The organism is Cupriavidus sp. USMAHM13, from assembly GCF_001854285.1.
GTDB classification, from domain to species: domain Bacteria; phylum Pseudomonadota; class Gammaproteobacteria; order Burkholderiales; family Burkholderiaceae; genus Cupriavidus; species Cupriavidus malaysiensis.
On sequence record NZ_CP017752.1, the window covers coordinates 2392373 to 2417062 of the forward strand.

At 68.7% G+C, this 24690-nt stretch carries 19 protein-coding genes; 4 read left to right on the forward strand and 15 right to left on the reverse strand.

What is annotated here, in order from left to right; genetic code table 11:
* Positions 1–5: 5 nt before the first annotated feature.
* The 7 genes from BKK81_RS28815 to BKK81_RS28845 all read right to left on the reverse strand — a co-directional run bounded on the left by BKK81_RS28815 (position 6) and on the right by BKK81_RS28845 (position 7168).
* Entirely contained in the window at positions 6–1058 is a 1053-nt protein-coding gene (locus BKK81_RS28815) for a bifunctional UDP-4-keto-pentose/UDP-xylose synthase (protein WP_071020002.1), read from the reverse strand.
* Entirely contained in the window at positions 1055–1999 is a 945-nt protein-coding gene (locus tag BKK81_RS28820; RefSeq protein ID WP_071020005.1) for a formyltransferase, read from the reverse strand. Before BKK81_RS28820 ends, BKK81_RS28815 begins: the two co-directional genes overlap by 4 nt.
* The gene (locus BKK81_RS28825) at positions 1987–2988 is read right to left on the reverse strand and encodes a glycosyltransferase (protein ID WP_071020008.1); all 1002 of its coding nucleotides are present in this window, start codon (positions 2986–2988) and stop codon (positions 1987–1989) included. Before BKK81_RS28825 ends, BKK81_RS28820 begins: the two co-directional genes overlap by 13 nt.
* Complete coding sequence (locus BKK81_RS28830; protein WP_071020010.1) at positions 2967–4151, reverse strand: DegT/DnrJ/EryC1/StrS family aminotransferase; 1185 nt, start codon at positions 4149–4151, stop codon at positions 2967–2969. Before BKK81_RS28830 ends, BKK81_RS28825 begins: the two co-directional genes overlap by 22 nt.
* Before the next feature lie 12 nt (positions 4152–4163).
* A complete protein-coding gene (locus tag BKK81_RS28835; RefSeq protein WP_071020013.1) occupies positions 4164–4535 on the reverse strand; it encodes a DMT family transporter in 372 nt (123 codons plus the stop codon).
* A gap of 7 nt (positions 4536–4542) precedes the next feature.
* Positions 4543–6288 carry a glycosyltransferase family 39 protein gene (locus tag BKK81_RS28840; protein WP_071020016.1) on the reverse strand — a complete coding sequence of 582 codons (1746 nt, stop codon included), beginning with the start codon at positions 6286–6288 and terminating at the stop codon, positions 4543–4545.
* Between the two features lie 310 nt (positions 6289–6598).
* Positions 6599–7168 carry an HdeD family acid-resistance protein gene (locus BKK81_RS28845; RefSeq protein WP_071020017.1) on the reverse strand — a complete coding sequence of 190 codons (570 nt, stop codon included), beginning with the start codon at positions 7166–7168 and terminating at the stop codon, positions 6599–6601.
* A gap of 200 nt (positions 7169–7368) precedes the next feature.
* On the opposite strand from BKK81_RS28845, the gene BKK81_RS28850 reads away from it, so the two are divergent.
* Together BKK81_RS28850 and BKK81_RS28855 are read left to right on the forward strand one after the other, a co-directional pair.
* Entirely contained in the window at positions 7369–8274 is a 906-nt protein-coding gene (locus BKK81_RS28850; protein ID WP_083384517.1) for a hypothetical protein, read from the forward strand.
* 277 nt (positions 8275–8551) lie between these two features.
* A complete protein-coding gene (locus BKK81_RS28855) occupies positions 8552–10180 on the forward strand; it encodes a methyl-accepting chemotaxis protein (RefSeq protein ID WP_071020020.1) in 1629 nt (542 codons plus the stop codon).
* A gap of 84 nt (positions 10181–10264) precedes the next feature.
* Here the strand turns inward: BKK81_RS28855 and BKK81_RS28860 are convergent, their stop codons facing one another.
* From BKK81_RS28860 to BKK81_RS28895, 8 genes are all read right to left on the reverse strand, one after another.
* Positions 10265–10573 (reverse strand): amino acid ABC transporter permease, encoded by a 309-nt coding sequence (locus BKK81_RS28860; RefSeq protein WP_071020022.1) that lies wholly within the window; start codon positions 10571–10573, stop codon positions 10265–10267.
* Between the two features lie 224 nt (positions 10574–10797).
* The gene (locus BKK81_RS28865) at positions 10798–11721 is read right to left on the reverse strand and encodes an amino acid ABC transporter substrate-binding protein (RefSeq protein WP_071020024.1); all 924 of its coding nucleotides are present in this window, start codon (positions 11719–11721) and stop codon (positions 10798–10800) included.
* Between the two features lie 352 nt (positions 11722–12073).
* Positions 12074–14143, reverse strand: coding sequence for a putative bifunctional diguanylate cyclase/phosphodiesterase (locus BKK81_RS28870; RefSeq protein WP_071020027.1), 2070 nt, complete (start codon positions 14141–14143; stop codon positions 12074–12076).
* A 178-nt stretch (positions 14144–14321) separates the two neighbouring features.
* Positions 14322–15782, reverse strand: a complete 1461-nt coding sequence (locus BKK81_RS28875; protein WP_231908125.1) for a TolC family protein — start codon at positions 15780–15782, stop codon at positions 14322–14324.
* A 74-nt stretch (positions 15783–15856) separates the two neighbouring features.
* A complete protein-coding gene (locus tag BKK81_RS28880; protein ID WP_071020029.1) occupies positions 15857–16984 on the reverse strand; it encodes an ABC transporter permease in 1128 nt (375 codons plus the stop codon).
* Between the two features lie 2 nt (positions 16985–16986).
* Positions 16987–19773, reverse strand: a complete 2787-nt coding sequence (gene rbbA, locus BKK81_RS28885; RefSeq protein ID WP_071020032.1) for a ribosome-associated ATPase/putative transporter RbbA — start codon at positions 19771–19773, stop codon at positions 16987–16989.
* A 3-nt stretch (positions 19774–19776) separates the two neighbouring features.
* Entirely contained in the window at positions 19777–20757 is a 981-nt protein-coding gene (locus BKK81_RS28890) for an HlyD family secretion protein (RefSeq protein ID WP_071020035.1), read from the reverse strand.
* A gap of 240 nt (positions 20758–20997) precedes the next feature.
* A complete protein-coding gene (locus tag BKK81_RS28895) occupies positions 20998–22551 on the reverse strand; it encodes a bifunctional aminoglycoside phosphotransferase/ATP-binding protein (RefSeq protein ID WP_071022562.1) in 1554 nt (517 codons plus the stop codon).
* A gap of 186 nt (positions 22552–22737) precedes the next feature.
* Here BKK81_RS28895 and BKK81_RS28900 point away from each other — a divergent pair, with 186 nt between their 5' ends.
* Positions 22738–23985, forward strand: a complete 1248-nt coding sequence (locus BKK81_RS28900) for an MgtC/SapB family protein (RefSeq protein ID WP_071020036.1) — start codon at positions 22738–22740, stop codon at positions 23983–23985.
* Positions 23986–24210: 225 nt separating this feature from the next.
* Entirely contained in the window at positions 24211–24687 is a 477-nt protein-coding gene (locus tag BKK81_RS28905; protein WP_071020039.1) for a MarR family winged helix-turn-helix transcriptional regulator, read from the forward strand.
* Positions 24688–24690 lie beyond the last annotated feature (3 nt).

Sequence of the window (24690 nt, forward strand, 5' to 3'; positions counted from 1 at the left end):
CGTACTCAGGAAGCCGAGTCGACCAGGGTGCGCGCTTCCACCACCTTGCCACGGTAGGCTTCGAAGATGCGGCGCAGCGCCTGTTCCATGTTGAACTCGGGCTTCCAGCCCAGCTCGGTCATGGTGTTGTCGATCTTCGGCACGCGGTGCTGCACGTCCTGGTAGCCCTTGCCGTAGAAGTCGCCGGACGAGGTCTCGATGATCTGCGTCTTCTTGGCTTCCTCGGCGTACTCGGGGTAGTCGCCGGCCATCTTCAGCATCATCTCGGCCAGCTCGCGCACCGAGTGGATATTGCCCGGGTTGCCGATGTTGTAGATCTTGCCGCTGGCCACGCCGTTCGGGTTCTCGATGATGCGCATCAGCGCGCTGATGCCGTCGGCGATGTCGGCGAAGGCGCGCTTCTGCTCGCCGCCGTCGACCAGCTTGATCGGTTCGCCGCGCACGATGTGGCCCAGGAACTGGGTCACCACGCGCGAGGAGCCTTCCTTCGATTCGAAGATCGAGTCGAGGCCGGCGCCGATCCAGTTGAAGGGGCGGAACAGCGTGTAGTTCAGGCCCTGTTCCATGCCGTAGGCGTGGATCACGCGGTCCATCAGCTGCTTGGAGCAGGCGTAGATCCAGCGCGGCTTGTTGATCGGGCCGTACACCAGCGAGGAGGACTCGGGATCGAATTCGCCGTCGGTGCACATGCCGTAGACCTCGGAGGTCGACGGAAACACGAGGTGCTTGCCGTACTTGACGGCGGCGCGCACGATCGGCAGGTTGGCCTCGAAGTCGAGTTCAAACACGCGCAGCGGCTGGCGCACGTAGGTGGCCGGGGTGGCGATGGCCACCAGGGGCAGCACCACGTCGCACTTGCGGATGTTGTACTCGATCCACTCCTTGTTGATGGTGATGTCACCTTCGAAGAAGTGCATGCGCGGGTGCTCGACGAGATCACCGAGGCGGTCGGACGACATGTCCATGCCGTAGACTTCCCACGACGTGGTTTCGAGAATGCGACGCGTCAGGTGATGGCCGATGAAGCCGTTGACGCCAAGAATCAGGACCTTTTTCATCGGTTTTCCTCTTTGGTCGATGCGGTGAGAAGGGATGCGAATGCCGCCGGTGCCAGCGTGGCGCCGTCGGACTGGAGTTCATGGACGAGGACCAGGCCACCATCGCCGCACAGGCCGACGATGCTGTCCTGCACCACGTGCAGACCCGGCGCGCCGCCTTGCAGGGCGGCTGCCAGCGATGCCTGGCGGGCGGGAGCGGGGCGGCGCGCCTGCGCCACCACGAAACGCCTGCCGCCGAGATCGGTGAACGCGCCCGGGTAGGGCGGCGCCACCGCGCGGATCAGGTTGTAGACGGCCGCGGCCGGCTGGGACCAGTCGATGCGGCCATCCTCGGGCTTGCGCCCGGAGAAATAGCTGCCTTGCTCGAGCCGGTTGGGATGCTGCGGCGTGCGTCCGGCCAGCATCTCGGGCAGCACGCCCCAGAGCGTCTGCTCGGCGGCCACCGTCACCTTGTCGAAGACCTGGGCGGCGGTGTCGTCCGGGAGGATGGGCACCGCGGTCTGGCCGACGATGTAGCCGGCATCCGGCTTGGCTTCCATCGCGTGCAGCGTGGCCCCGGTCTCGTTTTCGCCGTGCAGCACCGCCCAGTTCACCGGCACGCGGCCGCGGTACTTGGGCAGCAGCGAGCCGTGCATGTTGAAGGCGCCGCGCGGCGCCAGCGACAGCACCGCCTGCGGGATCATGGCGCGGTAGTAGAACGAGAAGATCATGTCCGGACGCGCGGCCGCGACGGCCTCGGCCAGCGCAGGGTCGGCCGGATCCTCGCCATAGATGCAGGGCAGGCCCAGCTCGGCCGCGGTGTCTGCCACGCGGCGGAACCAGATGTTCTCGTCGGCGCGGTCGCGATGCGTGACGACCAGCGCCACCTCGACGCCGCGCGCGTGCAGCACGCGCAGGCAGCGGTCGCCGACGTTGTGGTAGGCGAAGACTACTGCGCGCACGGTGCCTCCGTACTGGCGGGCCTGGCGGCGCCTTCCGGGCCGGCCTCGAGCACGGCCTGGATGCGGAAGCGCGGGCGGTTGCGCACTTCCTGGTAGATGCGGCCGATGTACTCGCCCAGCAGGCCGATGCCGAACAGCATGATGCCGACCAGGAAGAAGTTGAAGGCCAGCAGGGTGAAGACACCCTGGACTTCCGCGCCGAACAGGAAGCGACGCGCCAGCAGCAGGACCACCAGGCCGGCGGAGGCGATCGACAGCAGCGTGCCGATGGCCGAGAACCACTGCAGCGGCACGATCGAGAAGCCGGTTACCAGGTCGAAGTTGAGCCGGATCAGCTGGAACAGCGAGTACTTCGACTCGCCGGCATGGCGCTGCTCGTGCTCGACCACGATCTCGATCGGGTTGGCCGAGAAGGTGTAGGCCAGCGCCGGGATGAAGGTGTTGACCTCGCGGCAGGCGTTGACGGTGTCGACGATGTTGCGGTCGTAGGCACGCAGCATGCAGCCCTGGTCCGTCATCTTGATGCGGGTGATGCGCTCGCGCAGGCGGTTCATCGCCTTGGAGGCGATGCGGCGGAAGGCCGAGTCGTTGCGCTCGCGGCGGATGGTGCCCACGTAGTCGTGGCCCTCGCGCATCGAGGCGACCAGGCGCGGGATCTCTTCCGGCGGATTCTGCAGGTCGGCGTCGAGGGTGACGACGATCTTGCCGCGCGAATGCTCGAAGCCGGCCAGGATCGCCATATGCTGGCCGAAATTGCCGTTGAACAGCACCACGCGCGTCACGTCCGGGCGGCGGTGGAACTGCGCGGCCAGCAACTGCGGCGAGCGGTCGCGGCTGCCGTCGTTGACGAAGATGATCTCGTACGATTCGCCGAGTCCGTCGAGCACCGGGTAGAGGCGGTCGAACAGGGCCTGCAGGCCGTCTTCCTCGTTGTAGACGGGGATGATGACCGAGACCTCCACGGGGCTCATTTGAAGAGGCGTTTGCATGTTTCGCTTAGGGTTGCGCAGACACGTTCCACGTCGGCATCCCGCATGGCGGGGAACATCGGCAGCGTCACGATGCCGCGGCCGATGCGCTCGGCGTGCGGCAGCATGCCCTCGCGCCAGCCGAGGGAACGGTAGTAAGAAAACAGGTGGACCGGCGGATAGTGCACGCCGGTACCGACGCCTTGCTCGCGCATCGCTTCCATCACCGCGGCGCGCGCGCCCAGCGGATGCTCGCCGGCGAAGCGCTCGACGGGCAGCACCACCTGGAACATATGCCAGTTGGTGGTGGCCTCGTGCGGGTCGAGCGGCAAGGGCAGGCCGATGCCCAGATCCCGCAGGCCGGCGGCCTCCGCGCAGCGGAAATAGGTCTCGGCGAGCGCCGCCCGGCGCGCCGTGATGGCGTCCAGGTGCGCCAGCTGCGCCAGGCCGATGGCCGCATTGACGTCGGTCAGGTTGAACTTGCCGCCCGGCTCCTCGACGTCCATGCCGTCCATGCCGGTGCGGATCACGCCTTGCAGGCGCAGGCGCTCGGCGCGCAGGGCTTCCTCGGGTGAATTCATCACCAGGCAGCCGCCTTCGACGCAGGTGATGTTCTTGTTGGCCTGGAAGCTGAAGCTGGCCAGGTCGCCGAAGGCGCCGATGCGCTGGCCGCGCCAGCGCGAGTCGATGGCCTGGGCGGCATCCTCGATCACGCGCAGCTGATGGCGCGCGGCGATGGCGTAGAGCCGTTCCATGTCGACCGGCAGGCCCGACAGGTAGACCGGCATGATGGCGCGGGTACGCGGCGTGATGGCGGCTTCGACGGCATCGAGGTCGATGTTGCGGGTGCGCGGGTCGATGTCGACGAACACCGGACGGGCACCGACGGTCAGCACCACGTTGGCCGTCGCCACCCAGGTGATCGGCGTGGTGATCACTTCGTCGCCCGGGCCGATGTCGGCGATGCGCAGCGCGATCTCCATGGTTGCCGAACCATTGGCGAAGGTGCGCACCGGACGGCCGCCGAACAGGGCCGACAGGGCTTCCTCGAAGGCCTGCATCTTGGGGCCTGAGGTGATCCAGCCGGACGCCAGCACCTTGCCGACCTCGGCAATGGCGGCTTCATCGATACTCGGCCGCACGAAGGGCAGGAAAGCCTCGGCGGGAGAAACGGATGCGGACATGGGCGCGGGCTCCTAGGAACGGGCAATCAGAAAAACGCCAGCCAGTATCAACAGGATGCCGGCGACGCGCAAGGGACCGATCATCTCGCCGAACAGCCACCAGGCTGCCAGCGCGTTGACCACATAGCCGAGCGACAGCATGGGATAGGCGATCGACACGTCGACGCGCGACAGGCCGACGATCCACACCCCCACGCTGACGACGTACAGGGTCAGGCCGGCCAGCACCGGCCATTGCGTCAGCACGCGCAGGGCGGTGGCGAAGAGCGTGGCGCGATCCAGCGTGATCGCACCGACGGCGTTGACGCCGGCCTTGAGCAGCAGTTGCGCGCAGGCGTTGAGCAGCACGCCGGTAAAGATGAAGGCAAAGGTAGAAAGGCTCATGCGGCACTCATTGCGGGGCGGAAGCGGCCGGTTCGACGGAGGCGGCCGGCGCAGCCTGCGCCTGGCCCGGCGGCGCGAAGTTCGACACCACCACGCGGCGCGTATCCTGAGCGATCTTGTACATCGTCACATGGCGCTGGCGCAGGTGTTCATAGGTATCGGCGCCCATGATCGCCATCGCATGCTGGCCGTCCTGCCACTTGGCGACGAAGCCATCCAGCGTCGGCACCCATTTCTGGGGTTCCTGCTTGGTGCCGAAGTCGAGTTCGTCCGGCGCTTCCACCATGACCAGGGTGTGCTGCAGGTAGAACGGCAGGGTGTGATCAAGCATGCGCACGCCGTAGAGCGGCATGTCGTCGGTCAGCACCGCCTTGATGGCGGGCACCATATCGGCGCCGGACGACTTGCGGCCCATCACCTCGTGGCCGAGCAGGGCAATGGTGAAGCCGCAGAACATGGCGACGGAGTAGGTCACGACGCTGGCGAAGACGCCACGGCGGCGCAGCACGCGATAGCTGAGCCAGATGCCGGCGAGCAGGGCGACGAAGGCGGCGCCGACCCAGACCGCGAAAGGACGGTAGAGGGCATTCGGCGTGTTGTCCGAGTTGAGGGTAGCCACGTAGGGGCTGGCGGCGAGGCCGATCGCGCAGATCACCGCCATCGCCAGCATCTGGCGCCGCCAGGAGCGCTCGGTGATGTGCTCCAGCGCCGACCCGGCCAGGATGCCCAGGGCCGGGAAGATCGGCACGATATAGCCGGGCAGCTTGGAGTCCGAGAGGCTGAAGAAGACGAAGATGGCAATGGCCCAGATAGCCGTCAGCAACGCGGGGCGGAACGGCCGCGCGCCGGAGCGGAGCGCCTGGCCTTCACCTCGGACCACCTGCCACATGCGCGGGAACAGGCCGAGCCAGGGCAGGAAACCGGCGATCAACAGGGGCACGAAGTAATACACGGGGCCGCTGCGCGAGTGCACCTTGGACGTATAGCGCTGCCAGTGCTCATGAATGAAGAAGAACTGCGGGAATTCCGGGTTGCGCTCGGAAACCAGCCAGAACCAGGGCACCGTGACCACCAGCATCAGCGCGATGCCCGAAAACAGGTGGATACGCCGCCACAAGGCGAAATCGCGGGAGATCAGTGTATAGAGCACCAGCACCAGGCCGGGCAGGGCGATGCCCACCAGGCCCTTGGTCAGGATGGCCACACCCATGGCCAGCCAGCAGGCCCACATCCAGCCCCGCCGCGCGGCCGGGCTGGCATCCGGATGCTGTGCCAGCAGCATGAAGGCCAGCACGCAGGCCATGGCACCCGACAAGGTCATGTCGAGCGAATTGAAGTGTGCCGCCACGCTCCACATCGGCGCGGCGACCAGCACCAGGCCGGTCAGCAGGCCGGCGCGCGCGCCGAACCAGCGGGTGGACGCCATCATCGAGGCCACCAGGCCGATCATGCCCGACAAGGCCACGCACAGCCGTGCCTGCCAGTCACCGAGGCCGAACAGCGTGTAGGTCAGCGCCGTGACCCACATATGGAAAGGCGGCTTCTCGAAATACTTCAGGTCGTTGTAGCGGATCGTCACCCAGTCGCCACTGGCGAACATTTCGCGCGCGATCTCGGCATATCGTCCCTCGTCGGAGCGCAGCAGGTGGCGCGCATCGAGCGTGCCGAACCAGACCAGCAGAATGAACAGGCTTACCAGCGCGATAGCAGCGACAGGTAACCCGGCATAGCGCGAGGTCGATGAACTACGCATAAATCTCCTGAAGAGAAACTGGCTTGATGGTCGTCCGGCGCTGCATGGGGCCACGCCTCTCCGGCGCTAGGCGGGCCGGGCGATCCTTCCGGGCGGCCACGGGGCCGGACGGAAGAGAGGCTCAACGCATTCGCATCGGATCCGGTAGACATCGGATCCGCGGATTGCGTCGAGTAGCGGCAAAAAGGTGATTCATGCAGCACTTATACCGCGCGCAACAATGCTGCCTGAGGCGCGCGGCGCGCAATGGTAGCACGACCGTCGCCCCCCTCCCGGCGGAACGCCTGCCGAGGCGGCTTTCCCGCCGGGATCAGGCCGCCAGGGGTTTTCCGTGCAGGTGGTCGTGATGCGCGCGCCGCAGCCGGAATGCGACGCCAATGAGCAGTATGCCGCACACAGTGGCCCAGCTTGCAATCATCCACAGGACGGCGAGTGCGCCTGCAACGGGATTCCACAGCAGCAGGAAGGCGAGCGCGATGCTGGCCAGCCCGGCCAGGATCATCCACCACTCGTTCGGGATCTCCTTGCGCAGGCGGACCGCGGCAACGATCTGCAGCACCCCGGTGGCCAGGGTCCAGGCAGCGATGTACAGCAGCAGGGACAGCGCCGTGACGGCTGGATTGAACAAGGTGAGCGCGCCGATGCCGAGGCCGAGCACCCCTTGCAACGCGAGGATCCAGCGGTCGCTGCCGTCGCGCTCCTTGCCCGAGATGGCCATGGCCAGGGCGACCACCCCGTCGGCGGCGGCGTAGGCACCGAAGATCAGTATCAGCACGGCCAGCGTCGCGATCGGCGCGAAAAAGGCGCACAGGCCGAACAGCACTGCGAAAATACCTCGCAGCGCCACGACCCACCACAGTTTCGCGTAGTACAGAAGCATAGAATCTCCCAGGGATGCGGGCGGGCCTGACGGGATGGTCACGGGATGCTCGACGAGACAAGCCGCCCGAAACGCGTTACTTTCCCTCTGCGACCGCCTGGTGGAACACAACGAATACAACGAACACAACGGCGCGCCGATGCCGGCAGGTGGACGACGTGATGGATGCGGATGGTCGTTTCATTCTAGACAGGATTCATGTGAAGAAGAAGTCGCTACATGGCTTGCCGCTGGCGCTGGCTTGGCTTTATCTCTGGGCATTCGCGCCGGCCTCGGCGCAAGCGCTGGACGGCCGCGGCGCGCAGGCGGCGGCGGGCGGCGCCGGCGAGGCTCCTGCCATCACCGTGCCGCCGGCCCGGGCGGTGCTATGCGATGCCCCCTGGTTCCGCTCGGGGGCACGCGTGCAGATGGAGGGCGATGGCGCGATGCCGATGTCGATCACGATGACACTGCGCGATACCGACCAGACGCCGCAAGGCTGCCGCGCGGTGCTCGAGGTCATGTCGAAATCCGCGCTGTCGGCGCTGATGGGCCCGCCGGTAGTGATGGACCAGGTGCACGAGGTCTCGATCGACCGTCATCCGAACGAGACCGCGCCGGACGCAGCCAGCGAAATCGAGAGCCAGCACGCCGTGATCAACGCGCGGGGACGCTATGCGCGCATGTTCGGCGAGGCCGCCTTCAAGGGCAAAGGCGTGTTCAGTTACGCCGGCATGGACATTCGCGAAGGCACCACGCTGGCAGGCGAGACCTTCGAATCGAGCGTGGCGCTCGATATCTCGCCGGCGGGGTCCGACGAGGTGGTCGGCAGCATGCGCGCGCTGCATGCCTCGATCATCGTGGGGTCGCGCCGCGTGGGCAAGCGGCAGGTGATCGATACCGTGCTCGGCCGCAAGAGCTGCCTGCCGATCACCTATGACAAACGCACTTCGCTCGGACCGCTGATGGTCGGCGACGAGGTCATCCAGGTCGAACCGACCGTGATGCATATCACCGACTGGTACTGCCCCACCGAAGCCTTCGTGCTGCGCACGGATATCCGCCAGCTGGATCAGTTGCAGCGCATCGACGTAACGTCGATGACGCTCGATTCCGGCGACAACTGACGCCTTCCGCCCCTCCATCCGAGCGTCTATCCGAGCGCCTATCCGGGACATCCCTCCCCACCGCAGTGGGGAGAAACTCCCTGCCACGGCTGTCGTTAGCCAGAGGCATAAAGCCATGCGGCGCACATGCACGCCGCATGCGTACGCCACTCTCACGGCGTCATCTCCGTACGAGCGGAACGGGACACGCAGCGGCCCGATGCGCGATCGACGCATCGCGGACTCCCATTGTCTGACCGATCCGTATAACAACGCCCCCCAAGCGGAAGGAGTGACCGTGAAATTGTCCAGCCTCACCATCAAGACCAAGCTGCTGCTCGGATTCGGCACGCTGGCCGCCATCGCTATCGTGATCTGCGCGATGTCGCTGCGGGCCTTGAGCCAGACCACCGAAGCCTTTTCAGCCTATATCCATGGCCTGGACGCGCGCGCGGAGATGGCCGTCAAGGTACGTACCGCGGTCGACCGGCGCGCCATCGCCGCCCGCAACCTGGTCCTGGTCACCCAGCAGGCCGATCTGGACATCGAGAAGGCCGATGTCGCGCAGGCACATGAGGATGTGAAGAACAACCTTCGCCGGCTGAAGGAAATGGCGCTGTCGGCGCCCGCGAGGGCGCAGGAACTGGTCGCCGAGATCGACCGGGTGGAAACACGCTACGGCCCGGTTGCGCTGGACATCGTCAGCCTGGCGCTGGCCAAGCGCAATGACGAAGCGATCGCCAAGATGAACAATGAATGCCGGCCCCTGCTGGCTGCGCAGGTCAAGGCAACCGAAGCCTATGCCGCCTTCACGCGCACGCGCCAGGAAGAGACCATCCGCCAGATGGAAGCGGACTACGCCTTGCAGCGGCAGTTGCTGATCGGCATCTCGATCGCCGCGGTCGCGTTGGCCGTGATCGGTGGCCTCTTGCTGACGCGCGCCATCACGCGCCCGATCGAGCGCGCAGTGGATGCCGCGCGCGCGGTGGCGCAGGGCGAACTGGGGCAACGCATCGACGTCGAAAGCGATGACGAGACCGGCCGCCTGCTCCGTGCGCTGCGGGACATGACCGCGCGCCTGGCGCAGATCGTCATTGGCGTGCGCGACAGCAGCGGCCGTATCACCGGGGCCACGGGCGAGATCGCGACAGGCAACGTCGACCTCAGCGCGCGCACGGAGCAGCAGGCGGCATCGCTGGAGGAGACCGCCGCCAGCATCGAGGAATTGACAGTCACCGTGCGCCAGAACAGTGAGAATGCGCGCGAGGCCAGCACCTTGGCACACGACGCTGCGGACGTCGCGCAGAAGGGCAGCACCGCCGTCGGCCGCGTTGTCGATACCATGCAGCAGATCAGCGCCAGTTCCGAGAAAATCGCGGAGATTACGGGCATCATCGAGGGCATTGCGTTCCAGACCAATATCCTGGCACTCAATGCCGCGGTAGAGGCGGCGCGCGCGGGCGAGCAGGGGCGCGGCTTCGCCGTGGTCGCCAGCGAGGTGCGCAGCCTGGCGCAGCGTTCATCGAGCGCCGCCAAGGAAATCAAGGAATTGATCTCGGTGTCCGTGCAGCAGGTCCATGCCGGTTCCACGCTGGCCGGAGAGGCCGGGGAAACCATGGGAGTGGTGACGCAGGCGGTGGCGCGCGTCAACCGCATCATCGAGGAGATCGCCCAGGCATCCGGAGAACAGAGCCGGGGCATCGAGCAGGTCAACCAGGCCATCAGCCAGATCGACCACGTCACCCAGCAGAACGCCACATTGGTCAGTGAGGCGGCTTCGGCCTCGCGGGCCATGGAGGAGGAGGCCCGCCGCCTGAAGGAGGCAGTCGCCTTCTTCCGCCTGCCTGTCGCCCGGTCCGGCGGCAGGCTTGCCCCGGCGGAGCATGGCAGCCCATTGGGGGACCACCCGGACTACGCCGCGGCCTGAACGGCAACACGAAAAAAGCCCGCGTCAGCGGGCTTCTTTCTTCCGGCTGCACCGGCCTTTGCAGGAAAGGCCGGACGCGAGTGCTCAGCTCGCTGCAGCAGCGGATGCGGCTTTCTTCGACTTCTTGCTCTTCTTGCTCTTGTGGCTCTTCTTGGCCGCCGGCGCCGAGGCGTCGCTGGCCGCGAGGTCGGCACGGGTGCTCTTGTTCGCGCCCTGGCTGTAGGGGTCGAACTTGTCGCCGGCCTTGGCACCCTGGCTGTAGGGATCGAACTTCTCGCCAGCCTTGGCACCCTGGCTGTAGGGGTCGAACTGCTTACCGCTGTTCTGAGCGAAGGCTACCAGCGACGCAGTACCGAGCGTGAGAGCGACGGCCGTTGCGACAACTTTATTCATGATATCTCCTGGAAAATGCCGCCCCTCCGGCGGTCGATCGAATACGCGGCGCCTTGCCAGCCCTTTTCCGGAGCCGGCGGGCGCCGCTTGAAAGCAGTTTCGCTAACATTTCGCCTGGCTGTCAACTTTCTTGTCAGCCAGGGGCGGCGCCGACGCAACGGTCGTCGCCGGCGCCTCATTGTCTTGTCTTGCGCACAAGGACGCGCCAGCGCCACGCCGGCGCCTTACTCGGTGACGGCGTCCGACGGATGCTTCCAGGCAGCCCGGACCTGGTCGGAGGGGACCAGTGCCAGGTTCACGCCACGCGCTCCGATCGCCTCCTGGAACCAGCGCTTCTGCAGCGCCGCGATATCCGGGCCGGCAAACATCTTGGCCAGCGTCTGGTCGACCAGTTGCTTCCAGGCAGGATCGGCCTTGGACATCATCAGGGCGTTCTGCTCCACGGACAGGGCCGGACCGACGATCACGTACTGCGAAGGGTCCTTGGCACGGGCGCGCAGGCCGGCCAGCAGCACGTCGTCCATCACGAAGGCCTGGGCACGGCCGGATTCGAGCAGCAGGAAGGACTCGCCGTGGTCCTTGGCATAGACGTCGCGATAGCCGTACTCAGCCTTCAGGCGGCGCACGTGGCGGTCGCCGGTGGAGCCGGCACTGGTCACCACGGTCTTGCCGCGCAGGTCGGCGAAGGAGTGGATGCCGGAATCGGCGCGCACCAGCAGACGCACCGTCGATACATAGTGGGACACGCTGAAGGCAACCTGCTTCTGGCGCTCCAGGGTATTGGTGTTCGGTGCGCAGTCGAGATCGACCAGGCCGTTGACGACGGCGGGCACCCGGTTCTGCGGCGTCAGCGGCAGCCAGCGCACCTTGAGTTCAGGCAGGCCCAGCTTCTGCTTGGCGGCTTCCGCCACGCGCAGGCACAGGTCGACAGCGTAGCCGGCGGGCTGGCCCTTGTCGTCGGCAAAGGAGAACGGCAGCGCCGATTCGCGGTAGCCGAGCGTGATCGTGCCGGTATCGCGGATCTTCTGCAGCACGGGGCTCTGCGCCTGGGCCGGCATGGCAAAAGCGGCGGCCACGGTGGCCAGGGAGGCGAAGGCGCCAAGGCGGCGGAACATGGCGGCGCGTACGGGAACGGCGAAGAACGGCATGGGAAGAAGCGGCAAAAGTGCGAAGACTACCGGCCGGAGCGGCGGCGGACAAACATTACTTCGTCATAAGCTAATGCCGCCCGGCAGCGCGAACGCCGTGATTAGGCTGGGAAAAGGCCAAGGAAAGGAGCGATTTCGCCCGCGACACCGCGCGGGGAAGCGGTCGATCCAGGCGAAAAAAAAGCCACGGCAACGAGGGCCGTGGCTATCGGGAACGACAGGGGGGTCAAGTCCTGTCGTGATTGATTGTGCTTGCACCGCAACTTATGGACCACCCCACGGGTGGGTGGAGCGTCATTCTGGTGCGGGCAGGTATCCTGGCAAGACGCACGCGGCTGCCGGACGCCTGCCATCAGGCGGCGGCAGGGATGGCCTGGCCAGGAAAATCCACCGCAGGAACCGGTGCGCCGAGCAGGTAGCCCTGCAGCGTGTCGCAACCGAGCCGGGTCAGGAAGTCCTGCTGGGCGGTGGTTTCGACCCCTTCTGCGACGATCTTCAGGTTCAGGGTCTGACCCAGCGCGATGATGGCCGAGACGATCGCGGCGTCTTCCCCATCCTGCGCCAGTTCGCGCACGAAACCGCGGTCGATCTTGAGCTCGCTGGCGGGGATCCGCTTGAGGTAGAGCAGGCTGGAATAGCCGGTGCCGAAATCGTCGATGGCGATGCGCACGCCCATTTCGTCAAGCCGCTGGAGAATGGCCAGGCTGGTCTCGACATCGCGCATCGCCGTGGATTCCGTGATCTCGATGGTCAGGCACTGCGGCGCCAGTCCGTGGCGTTCGATGGCCGCCCGCACCGTGCCCACCAGCGCCGGATGGCAGAACTGGGTGGCGCTCAGGTTGACGGCCATGGTCAGCTGCGCCCGCCCCTCGGCATGCCAGCGCGCCAGCTGGGCGCAGGCCTCGTCCAGCACCCAGGTGCCGATCGGCAGGATCAGGCCCGTCTTCTCGGCCAGGGCGAGAAACTGGTCGGGCGACAGCAGCCCGCGGCGCGGGTGGCGCCAGCGCAACAGCGCCTCGGCACCGCAGACGGTGTTGTCGGGCGCCTGGAACTTGGGCTGGTAGTGCAGTTCCAGTTCGTGGCGTTCGAGAGCCATGCGCAGGTCCTGCGCCAGCTCGAGGCGCGCCTGGGCGTCGGCATTCATCGAATGGGTGAAGAAGCAGCAGGTGTCACGTCCGGAGGCCTTGGCGTGATACATCGCGGCATCGGCGTTGCGCAGCAGCGTGCGCTGGTCGGTGCCATTGTCCGGATAGAGGGCAATACCGATGCTGGCCGAAATATGCAGCGCGTGTCCCGACACCGTGATGGCATCGCGCAGGCTGCCGAGAATGCGGGCGGCCAGCGCGCCGGCATCCTCCGGCGCATCCGACTGGCTCACCAGCACGATCTCGTCGCCGCCCAGCCGCCCGACGATGTCGCCCGCGCCCGCGCTGGCACGGATGCGCCCGGCCGCCTCGGCCAGCACCTGGTCGCCGATCTGGTGGCCGAAGGAGTCGTTGATGGCCTTGAAGCCGTCCAGGTCGATGAAGAGGATGGCAAGCCGGCTGCGGGTGCGCGCGGCGGAGCGCAGTGCCTGCTCGAAGCGGTCCTCAAGCAGGGCGCGGTTGGGCAGCTTGGTGAGCTTGTCATGCAGGGCGAGATAGCTCAACTCCTCGTTGGCGGCGGCCAGCGATGCGGCCAGCACCGCGGTACGCATCTCCATGCGCAGGTCGAGGATGGAGGTCAGAAGCGCCATGGTGAGCACGCAGATGGTGATCACCAGGATGGGCAGCGCCAGCGCCTCGCCCGCCAGGCCATCGGTGGCAGCCCCGCAGATGGTGCCCAGCGGGAAACGCGCAGCCGCCATGCCGGTGTAATGCATGGCGGCGATGGCCAGGCCCATCAGCACGGCCGCGCCGACGCGCAGGCGATGGGTATGGCGGCCCTGATGGCGCAGCCGGAAGGCGATCCACAAGGCGGCGCCGCAGGCGGCCACGGCAATGACGAGGGAGAGCGCGAACCACCAAGGTTCATAGTCGATACCCGGCCGCATGCGCATGGCAGCCATGCCGGTATAGTGCATGCCCGCCACCGCGCCGCCCATCAGCAGCGCCCCGAGCGCGAGCCTGCTCGGCGGCAGCGAGGGCAGCGTCACCAGGCGCAGGGCGAAGCCGGATGCGCCGATCGCGATCAGCAGTGAGAGCAGCGTGATGGGCAGATCGTAGCCCAGGCGGATCGGCAGGCGGAACGCCAGCATGCCGACGAAGTGCATCGACCAGATGCCCAGTCCCATCACCACGGCGCCGGCCAGCAGCCACATCTGCGCGGCGCGCCCGCGCGCCGCCGTCAGCCGGCCGGCCAGGTCGAGCGCGGTATACGAGGCCAGCATGGCCACCAGCACGGAGAACAGGACAAGCAGTTGATCGTAGCTGGAGGCAAGCATGGACGGCGGCGAGACAGGGCGCGGGATCGCGTGTTCGGGTTCGGCGGGTGCCTGGAGCCCGTCGGCTCAGCACACCAGGCAGGCGCCGGGCGGCTTGCCGCCGGGCGATGCGGCCGCCATTGTGACACCGAATGCCGCAGGCGGGTCGGCAGCGCTGGCCGGCCGTTGCGCGCCAGCCTCAGCCCGCGGCGGCGCCGGCCGCGGGCGACCAGCCGCCGCCCAGGGCACGGTAGAGCTGGACTGTGGCGAGCGCCTGTCCGGTCTGCGCCTGCAACAGTTCGTCCTCGCGCTGCAGGGCGCCGAGGCGGGCTGAGAGCACGTCCTCGAACGTGCGACGCCCGGCCTCGTAGAGCCGCCGGGACTGGTCGGCGTTGCGCCTGGCGATGGCAAGGGTGCCGCCGAGGCGGGCTTCGCGCTGGTCGAGGCCGCTGCGCACGCCATAGGCGCTGTCGACCTCCTCCAGGGTGCGCAGCACGGTCTTGTCGTGTTCCGCGAGGGCCGCCTGCAAGCGGGCGTCGTTGGCGGCGATGGTGGAGCGGATGCGGCCGGCGTTGAACAGCGGCAGGTCCACCCCGACGCCGAGCAGTCCGCCAGTCCCGCTGAGCGCGGGCAGGCCGTCGATGCGGATGCGTCCGTCCAGCCCGACGAAGCTGAGGTAGAAGCGCGGCAGCAGTTCGGCCTTGGCGCTGCCCAGGCGGGCGGCCTGCGCACGGACGAGGGCGGCGCTTGCGCGCACGTCCGGTCGCCGATCTAACACAGATGAAGGCAACTCGCCGGAAGGAACGGGCGGGACATGGAAGGGCCCCGGCTCGCCCAGCGCAGGCGCCGACTGCGCCGCCTGCCCCTCCAGCACCGCCAGGCGGCGCTGGCGCACCTCGATCTGGCTTTGCAGCACCGGCCGCTCCGCCTCGCGCGCCGAAACCTGCTCGCGCACCCGCTCCAGGTCGTAGCCCAGTGCCTGCCCGGCACGGAAGCGCGCCTGGACATAGCGCTCCAGTTCACCCAGCGTCGCCAGGCTGCGGTCTAGCAGGGCCAGGCGCCGTTGCAGCCCCTGCGCTTCGAGGTAGTTCTGAGCCACGTCGGCGGCAATGGCCAGCTGCACGCCGTGCAGTTGCTCTTCGGCGGCCAGGGCCATGCCGGCGGCGGCCTCGGCATCGCTGGCACGGCGCCCGAACACGTCCACCTCCCAGGCGGCGCTGACACCGCCAGCATAGGCCTCGAGGTCGGGCGAGCGGTCCGGCACCGGCGACGGGCTGCGCAGGTCGCCGAAGCCACGTGCCGCACCGGCCTGTGCCGCCAGCGTGGGATAGCGGGCCGAATCGGCCACGGCGGCCCAGGCACGGGCCTCCAGCACCCGCGCGCGGGCCACGCGCAGGTCGGTGTTGGCACGCAGCGCGGCTTCGACGTGACGCGTGAGTTCAGGGTCGTGCCAATCCTGCCACCAGCGTGCCAGGTCGGCCTGGCTGCCGCCGGCCTGCGGCACCTGTTGGAAGGCCGCAGGCGCGGCCGGCGCGGCCGGCATGTCCACCTGGACGGTGCTGCAGGCGGCCATCAGGCAGGCGGCGGCCGCCAGCAGCGCGGCACCGGGTTCCGGCCGGGCGGCGGCACCTGCCGCGAATCTTGCCTTGGTCTGCTTCACTAGCTTGCTCCGAATGGATTCCGTAGGTTCGGTGGGTTCGGTGGGTTCGGTGAGGGCGGCGGCCGTTGCCGGCCTCAGCCCTGCTGCGCCAGCATGGCGCGGAAGCGCGCCAGCGCCAGCGCCAGGAAGAGCCCGCCGGCGGCGGTGACCCCGAGCAGCTGCGGCCACACGATGTCGATCCCCGCGCCGCGGAACAGGATGGCCTGGGTCAGGGTGACGAACTGCGTGGTAGGCAGGAACTGCACCACCGGCTGCATCGCCGCCGGCATGCTCTGCACCGGTGTGGCCGCGCCCGACAGCAGGTAGGCCACCGCGTAGGTCGGCACCGCCAGCAGGCCGAACTGCGGCATGGCCGGCGCCAGCGTGGCCAGCCACATGCCCAGCGCAGTCACCGAGAACAGGTAGAGCGCCGTGCTGAGGGCGAACAAGGCCAGCGAGCCTTGCAGCGGCACCCGCAGCCAGAGATTCACCACCAGCCACAGCGACAGCAGCGAGACCAGGAAGATCACCGAGCCGTTGGCGATGATCTTGGCCGCCGCGATCTCGCTGGCGCGCACCGGCATCACCAGCAGGTGCTCGATGGTGCCGTGCTCGCGCTCGCGGATCACCGCCGCGCCCACCAGGATGATGGAGAGCACGGTGATATTGACCACGATCTGCATCGTCGAGGTGAACCAGTACGATTCCGTGTTGGGGTTGAACTGGACACGCATCACCGCCACCGCGGGCAGCTGCGCCTGCAGGTTCCGCGCGCGCAGGAAGGCCAGGGTCTCGCCGGTCAGGATTTCCTGCAGGTAGGCCGCGCCCAGTCCGGCCTGGGTCATGGCGGTGGCGTCGACCAGCACCTGCAGCGACGGCGATCGCCCCGCCAGCACGTTGGCTTCGAAGTCCGGCGGGATCTCGATGGCGAAGATATAGCGGCCGCGGTCCAGTTCGGCGTCGATGGCGCGCCGGTCCACGTCGACCGGCGGCTTGAAGTAGGGCGGCTGGATGGCGTCGCGCAGGTGGCGCGACAAGGCCGACTGGTCGCCATCGACGATGGCGACCGAGGCGTTCGAGACCTCCGCCTTGATCCCCTTGGCCACCGAGACCACCGCCAGCGTGAAGGCGAACACGATCAGGATCATCAGCGTGGCATCGCTGAACAGGCTGAAGATCTCCTTGCGGCTGAGGCGGGCGACGTTCTTGAGCCACTGGCGCACGGTCAGGCCTCCTGCTTGCGCAACAGGCAGCGCGCGCCGGCCAGGTAGGCCAGGGCGAAGCCCAGCAGCGCCAGGTACATGGCACCGAAGCTGTCCGCGCCCAAGCCCTTGGTGAAGCTGCCGAGGCTGACCAGCTGGAACCAGGACGACGGGAAGCCCAGCCCGACCCAGTAGCCGCTGCCGGTCAGCGTGGAGACCGGGTAGAGCAGGCCGGAGAAGTTGACCGAGGGGATCAGGCACAGGATGGCGGTGCCGAAGATGGCCGCCACCTGCGAGCGCACGAAGGTCGACACCAGCAGGCCGAGGCTGGTGGCGGCCAGGATGAACAGCAGCGCGCCCAGCGACAGCGCCAGGAAGGAGCCTTTGAGCGGTACCCCCAGCACCGTGATGGTCAACGCCACCAGAGCCAGGTAAGCCACCATCGCCAGGCCGGCATAAGGCAGTTGCTTGCCCAGCAGGTACTCGCCGACGCCGGCCGGCGAGGCATAGAGATTGGTGATCGAGCCCATCTCCTTCTCGCGCACCACGCCGAGCGCGGTCAGCATGGTGGGGATCAGGATCAATGCCAGCATGACGATGCCCGGCGAGATGGCGTAGATGCTGCGGAACTGCTCGTTGTAGACGAAGCGCGTCTCCACACCCATTGGCAGCGCGGGCGCCGCCACCGGCAGGGCGCGGGCGCGCGCCTGCACGTAGCCGAGCAGCACGGCGTTGGCGTAGGTGCGCACGGTGGCGCCCGGAAAGGGACTGGAGCCGTCGATATGGAAGGCGACTTCCGGCCGGCGGCCGGCCAGCAGGTCGCGGCCGAAGTCCGGCGGGATTTCCACCACCAGCGAGGCGCGCGCGGCCCGCAGCGCCTGCTGCGCCTCGGTCTCGTCCCGCACCGTGCCGGCCGGCACGAAATAGCGCGAACCCGCGAACTGTTCGAGCAGTTCGCGGCTGGCCAGGCTCTGGTCGCGGTCGAGCGCGGCGAAACGGACGTTCTCGACGTCGAAGGACACGCTCCATGCCGCCGCCAGCAGCAGGATGACGGGACCGAGGATGGCGAAGGCCAGCCGCAGCTTGTCGCGCGCCAGTTCGATCGACTCGCGCCGGGCGAAGGCCCAGATGCGCGCCAGTGGCGCGGCCAGGGCAGATGGCGCCGGTGCCGCCGCGTCGCCGCCCGGCAGGCCGTGGCCGGCCGGCCCGGTGGTGGCCTTGGTCCCGGCAGCGGCTGCGGCAGGCGTGGCCGCGGGCGCATCCTGCCCCTCGGCTTCCAGCAGGTAGTCGACGAAGGCATCTTCCAGCGTGGCGGCGTCGCGCTGCCGGCGCAATGCCTCCGGCGTGCCCACCGCCAGCACGCGGCCGCGGTGCATGAAGGAGATGCGGTCGCAGCGCGCCGCCTCGTTCATGAAGTGGGTGGAGACGAAGATGGTGACGCGCGCTTCGCGCGACAGCTTGACGAGGTGGCGCCAGAACATGTCGCGCGCGCCGGGATCGACGCCCGAGGTCGGTTCGTCCAGGATCAGCACTTCGGGCCGGTGCAGGCAGGCGGCCGCCAGCTGCAGGCGCTGGCGGATGCCCAGCGACAGCGCCGCCGGACGCTCGTCGGCATAGGGGGCCAGCTCGAAGCCGTCCAGCGCTTGCGCGACCGCCTGCTGCGCTTGTTCACCCTCCATGCGGTAGAGGCGGGCATGCAGGTCCAGGTTCTGCCGCACGCTCAGTTCTTCATAGAGCGAAAAGGACTGCGACATATAGCCGACACGCATGCGCGTGCGCATGTCGGTGGCGTCGATCGGCTGGCCGAGCAGGCGCGCGCTGCCGCTGCTGGCATCGAGCAGGCCGGTCAGCATCTTCATGGTGGTGGTCTTGCCGCAGCCGTTGGAGCCGAGGAAGCCGAAGATCTCGCTGCGCTCGATGCGGAAGCTGACGTGGTCCACCGCGACGAAGTCGCCGAAGCGGCGTGTCAGGCCTTCGGCTTCGATCGCCGGCTCACCGTCCACGGGCGGCCGCGGCGGGATCTGCAGGCCGGCGCCGTCGCCGCGCCGGGCCGGTGGCAGCAGCGAGATATAGGCCTGCTCCAGGTCGCGGGTGCCGGCCCGTTGCAGCACGGCGGCGGTGCTGTCGCTGACCAGCACGCGGCCCGCGTCCATGGCCACCAGGTGCTCGAAGCGCTGGGCTTCTTCCATATAGGCAGTGGCCACGATCACCGTCATGCCACGCTGCTCGGCACGCAGCTCGTCCACCAGGGTCCAGAACTGGCGCCGCGACAGCGGGTCGACGCCGGTGGTCGGTTCGTCGAGGATCAGCAGGTCGGGGTTGTGCACCAGCGCGCAGCACAGGCCGAGCTTCTGCTTCATGCCGCCCGACAGCTTGCCGGCCGGGCGGTCGGGGAAGGGCGCCAGGCCGGTGGCCTCGAGCAGGCGCCGGATGCGCGCCGCGCGCGCGGCGCCGTCCAGGCCGAACAGGCGGCCGAAGAAGTCGACGTTCTCGTAGACCGACAGCGTGGGATAAAGATTGCGGCCCAGGCCCTGCGGCATGAAGGCGACGCGCGGCAGGATCGCCTCGCGACGGGCACGCTCACGCAGGTCGGCGCCCAGCACCGACACCTGGCCTTGCTGGATGCGCTTGACGCCGGCGATCAACCCCAGCAGGGTCGACTTGCCGACACCGTCGGGACCAATCAGGCCGATGGTGCTCTGGCCCGGCAGCGTCAGCGACACCGTCTCCAGCGCCTGCACGGCGCCGTAGCGGTGCGCGAGCCCGGTGATCTCGATGGCGCCCGGCAGCGCGCCGCCGCTCATGGCCATCCCTTATTCCCCGCGCACGGCGAGTGCCGGCGGCCAGGAGCGGGCCGCATCCAGCCGGACATAGCCCGCGCCGGTCATGCCCGCCTTCAGCCGCGGCGCCAGCCGCCGCGCCACCTCGACCGGCAGCTGCAGCTTGACGCGATACATCAGCTTGGCCCGCTCCCCCTCGGTCTCGACATATTTCGGCGTGAACTGGGCCTCGCTGGCGACATAGCCGATCCTGGCCGGGATGGCCTCGCCGGGGAAGGCATCCAGCAGGATACGGGCCGCGGCGCCGATGGCGAGCCGGCCTGCCTGCGGGCCCGGCAGGAAGATCGTGAAGTAGATGTCGTCCGGATTCAGCATGGAGGCGACGCGGCCGCCGGCCGGCAGTACCGTGCCGACCTCGACCACGCGGTACTCGACGCGCCCGGCCACCGGCGCGCGCACGGCGGTCTCGTCCAGCACGGCCTGGAGCCGCGCGATCTGGGCCTCGGCCTCGGCCTCCGCCGCGCGGGCTTCGCCCAGCGCGGCGTGTGCCCCGTCGACGCCCGCCTGTTCACCCTCCAGGGCCAGGCGACGGCGGTCGCGTTCCACTGCGGAGACCTGGCCCTCGTCGAACAGCTTGACGGTTTCCGACCATTCCAGCCGCGCCAGGCGCTGGCGTGCGGCGCGGCCATCGGTCTCGGCGCGGGCGCGCAGCATCGCGTCGGCCGCGCGTGCCCGGGCTGCATTGGCCGCCGCCAGCTGGGCGCGCAGTTCGCTGTCGTCCTGGCGGGCCACCAGGGCCCCGGCCGCCAGCACGTCGCCTTCGTGCACCGGCAGCTCGACCACGCGGCCGCCATACTTGACGGCGACGTCGACCCTCGCCATTTCCAGGCGGCCGTTGGCGTAAGCGATATCCGCCGGCCAGCGCGTGCGGTGGGCGGTTTCCCACCAGAAGCCCGCGCCCGCGAGCAGGATGACGAGCAGGCCAAGGAGGGCCCAGCGGAATCGGTTCTTCATTCACCACCTGTCGGATCGTTGCAGGAATGCCGTGGGACCGGCTCGGCGCCGGTGCTGCCACGATCAAGCGATGCGCTCCATCCTACACTTCGCGCTGCGCTGCACAAGCCCCACGCCGAGGGGGCAGCGGCCGGCAATGCCGTGTCTTTGATTGCCGGCAAGCGAGTCGTAGAGTCTTGCCTCGGTTTTCGGCTCCAGCGGGCACGGTCTGCCGCCGGGATCCGCCGCACCGGCGCCGCCTCAGGCGAAGCGCGCCGCCAGCATGTCCGCATCGCTCGCGCTGGTGGTGGCGCGAAGCTCGGCCGCGCACAGCGGCTCCTGCTCGCGCAACTGCCGGCCGAGCACCTCGAGGTCGGCATCGGACGGATCGTTGCGCGCCTGGGCCCGTGCCGAGATGCGCGCACGCAGGGTGTCGACCGTCGCCTCGCAGTGGACGATGACGAAGGGCAGGCGCAGCCGCGCCGCCTGTGCGGCGAAGCACTCGCGGTGCGCGCGCGCCAGGAAGGTGGCGTCGGCGATCATCGGAAAGCCGGCGCAGGCCCCGAGGCGGCACGCGGCCAGCAGGCGCCGGTAGGTCGCGGCGCCGGCGGCCGGCGCATACCAGCCGCCGGCGGGTGGCGCGCCCGGCCGCTTGCGCTCGACATCGGCACGCACACGCACCATGCCGCCCCGCTCGGCCAGCCGTGCCGCCACGGTGGACTTACCGCTGCCGGACAGGCCGTGCATCAGCAGGATGGCGCCGCGGCGCCTGGACAGCAGCGTCTCGGCCAGCTCCAGCAGGGCGCGCCAGCCGGCCGCGGGCGCGGCGTCCGCGCCGGCGGCCGCGCACTGCTGCCTGCGTTCGAGTCCCACGCGGGCGCGCACCAGTGCCCGCAGTGCGGCATAGAAAGGCAGCAGGCCGAGCCCGGCATAGTCGCCGCCGCGTTCGAGGTAGGCATTGAGGAAGCGGTAGGCCAGGTCGCGCCGTCCATGGTGGATCAGGTCCATATAGAGAAAGGCGGTATCGCTGATGGAATCGATCCAGCGCAGGCCGGCATTGAACTCCAGGCAGTCGAAGGGCAGCGCCTCGCCGTCGACGACTACGACGTTGCCGAGATGCAGGTCGCCATGGCACTCCCGCACATGGCCGCTGCGGCGCCGCGCCGCCATGGCCGGCGCCAGGCGCAGCGCCTCCGCGCGCATGGCGCGGCCCAGGCATTGGATGGCCTCCGCGCCGTCGGCGTCGGCCAGGCGTGCGACGCCTTGCAGGCATTCTTCCAGTGTGGCGGCAACGCGCGCGGGCGTACCGTAGTCGGTGGCGTCCGTGCTGCCGCAGCGCGGCGCGTCCGCGTGGAAATCGGCAAGCCGCCGGCCGAGCGCGTCCATCATCGCCCCGTCCACGTTGCCGGCCTGCACGCGCGCGGCCAGCAGGTCGTGCTGGGCGAAACGCCGCATGCGCACGGCATAGTCCAGGGCCGGGCCGCTGCCGCCAAGGCGGACCGGCGTATTGCCGTCCGCTTCCCGGTCCTCATGCCCGCCCGCACCGCCGGCGACGGCCGCGATGGGTACCACGTCCAGGTACAGCGCGCCGGCCAGCCTGCGGTTCAGGCGCAGTTCTTCCTCGCAATCGGCGCGCCGCGCCGCCAGCGTGGAAAAATCGACGAAATCGAAGCGCACCGGCTTGCGTACTTTATAGGCATACTCGCCGGCCAGGAACACGCGCGAAAGATGGGTCTCGATGCAGCGCACCCCGGGCGCCGCGTGCGGATAGGCCGCGCCGTGCATCAGGGCCCGCGTCAGTGCGCCATCGTCCATGCCATCCTCCGAGCCGTGCCCGCCGCGCGGGCCTGCGGTCATGGTAGGAGACAAGGGCGGCCGCTTTCTTGAGAAGCATCAAGGGCGGGCGCAACGTGCGGCCCGGCGCATATACGGACGGGCGGAGTCAAGGTAGCCTGTGGGTCCTGGCGGGCGCGATGCGCACCGCGGCGCAACGGAGATGCGATGGAACACGACTACGTGGCATTTTCTGTGGCACTGGGCATCGGCCTGGCGATCGGGCTCGAGCGCGAGCGCAGCAATGCCGGTGGCGACGAACAGGTGCCGGCCGGCCTGCGCACCTTCACCGTCGCCAGCCTCGCAGGTGCCGTGGCCGCGCGCCTGCCCGGTCCCTTGGTGCTGCCCGCCGTGCTGCTGGCGACGGGCGCGCTGGCCTGCCTGGCCTACCACCGCACCTCGGATCGCGATCCCGGCATGACCACCGAGCTGGCGCTGCTGTGCGTGGTGCTGCTGGGCGCACTCGCCACCAGCGAGGCCACGCTGGCCGCGGGCGCCGCCACGGTGGTGCTGCTGCTGCTGCACGGCAAGGCCTGGCTGCACCACTTCGCCCGCCAGATCCTCAGTGAGCAGGAACTGCGTGACGCCCTGGTACTGGCCGCCGCCGCGCTGGTGGTCTGGCCGCTGCTGCCGGATCGTTACCTCGGCCCGTTCAAGGCCTGGAACCCGCACACACTGTGGCTGATCGCCGTGCTGGTGATGCTGATGGGCGCCGCCGGCCACATCGCCGTGCGCTGGCTGGGCAGCCAGCTCGGGCTGCCGATGGCCGGCCTGTTCGGGGGCTTCGTCTCCAGCAGCGCCACCATCGCCAGCATGGCGGCGCTGGCGCGCAAGGAGCCCGACAAGGCGCAGGCGGCGGTCGCCGCGGCGCTGCTGTCCACGGTGTCCACCTTCGTGCAGATGATCCTGCTGCTGGCGGCCACCAGCCTCGCCACCTTGCGCCAGCTTGCCATCCCGCTCGCGGCCGGGCTGGCGGTGATCGCCGCTTTCGGCGGCCTCTGGGCCTGGCGCTCCACGCATGCGGAACAAGCGCCGGAAGAGTCACCGCAAGGCCGGGCCTTCGACTGGCGCGTGGCGGCCGGCTTTGCCTTGATGACGGCATTCCTGCTGTGGCTGGCCGCCGCGGCGCAGGCCTGGCTCGGCGCAACGGCCCTGGTCGCCGTGGCTGCCGTCGCCGGTTTTGCCGATGCCCACGCCGCCACCGCCTCGATCGGTGCCCAGGTGGCGGCAGGGCGGCTGCCGGTCGGCAGCGCGATGTGGCCCGTGCTGGCGGCGTTCAGCACCAATACCCTCACCAAGATCGGGTTGGCCACGGCGGCCGGGGGATACCGCTTCGCGCTGCAGGTAGGCGCCGGGCTGGTGGCCGCCGCCGGGGCCACCTGGCTTGGGACCCTCGCGGCGCTGTCGCTGTCCTGAACGCGGGCAGGGTACGGGGCCTGCCGGTGATGCGGCGGGACGGCAGAAGGATGTTGCGATCAAACGTGCGTGATGCGCGTGACGCGCGTGATGTGCGCGATAGGTTACACGCAGAATGTGCGCGCCACGGCTTGCCGCACCCGGATGGCAGGTCGGCGGCCGCGGTTGCTGCAATGCCACAAAAATAGTTTGCATTCTAATTATTTCACAACTATCATTCTGCCCATGAACTCGATAGACGCGCTGCGCTTTGCCTTTACCGGCCAGCTGATGCTGGCAGGGAGACAGTGGCGCCAGATCTCCCAGGCAGCCGTGACGTCCTACGGCATCTCCGCCGCCGCCGCCGGCCCCCTGCTGTTCATCCGCCGCCTCGGAGGAGGGGTGCGCCAGGTCACGCTGGCCGACTACGTCGGCCTGGAAGGCGCCTCGCTGGTGCGCCTGCTCGACCAGTTGAGCGCCGCGGGCCTGGTACGCCGCGAGGTGGACGCCAGCGACCGCCGTGCCAATGCCCTGTGGCTGACCGAGGCAGGTGAGGAACTGGCGGCCAAGATCGAAGTGGACCTCAAGCGCATCCGCTCGCAGGTCTTCGCCCACATCCCGGCGCAGGACCTCGAGGGCGCCTTGCGCGTGCTGGATGCCCTGGCGCGCGCCGCGGATTCGGTGGTCGTGCCGCAGAGCCCGGCACCGAGCCAGGAGGCCTGACGT

Coding starts and splice junctions, on each gene's coding strand:
- BKK81_RS28815 (WP_071020002.1), bottom strand. CDS start 1,058: ATGAAAAAGGTCCTGATTCTTGGCGTCAACGGCTTCATCGGCCATCAC.
- BKK81_RS28825 (WP_071020008.1), bottom strand. CDS start 2,988: ATGCAAACGCCTCTTCAAATGAGCCCCGTGGAGGTCTCGGTCATCATC.
- BKK81_RS28830 (WP_071020010.1), bottom strand. CDS start 4,151: ATGTCCGCATCCGTTTCTCCCGCCGAGGCTTTCCTGCCCTTCGTGCGG.
- BKK81_RS28835 (WP_071020013.1), bottom strand. CDS start 4,535: ATGAGCCTTTCTACCTTTGCCTTCATCTTTACCGGCGTGCTGCTCAAC.
- BKK81_RS28840 (WP_071020016.1), bottom strand. CDS start 6,288: ATGCGTAGTTCATCGACCTCGCGCTATGCCGGGTTACCTGTCGCTGCT.
- BKK81_RS28845 (WP_071020017.1), bottom strand. CDS start 7,168: ATGCTTCTGTACTACGCGAAACTGTGGTGGGTCGTGGCGCTGCGAGGT.
- BKK81_RS28860 (WP_071020022.1), bottom strand. CDS start 10,573: ATGAATAAAGTTGTCGCAACGGCCGTCGCTCTCACGCTCGGTACTGCG.
- BKK81_RS28865 (WP_071020024.1), bottom strand. CDS start 11,721: ATGCCGTTCTTCGCCGTTCCCGTACGCGCCGCCATGTTCCGCCGCCTT.
- BKK81_RS28870 (WP_071020027.1), bottom strand. CDS start 14,143: ATGCTTGCCTCCAGCTACGATCAACTGCTTGTCCTGTTCTCCGTGCTG.
- rbbA (WP_071020032.1), bottom strand. CDS start 19,773: ATGGCCATGAGCGGCGGCGCGCTGCCGGGCGCCATCGAGATCACCGGG.
- BKK81_RS28890 (WP_071020035.1), bottom strand. CDS start 20,757: ATGAAGAACCGATTCCGCTGGGCCCTCCTTGGCCTGCTCGTCATCCTG.
- BKK81_RS28895 (WP_071022562.1), bottom strand. CDS start 22,551: ATGGACGATGGCGCACTGACGCGGGCCCTGATGCACGGCGCGGCCTAT.
- BKK81_RS28900 (WP_071020036.1), top strand. CDS start 22,738: ATGGAACACGACTACGTGGCATTTTCTGTGGCACTGGGCATCGGCCTG.
- BKK81_RS28905 (WP_071020039.1), top strand. CDS start 24,211: ATGAACTCGATAGACGCGCTGCGCTTTGCCTTTACCGGCCAGCTGATG.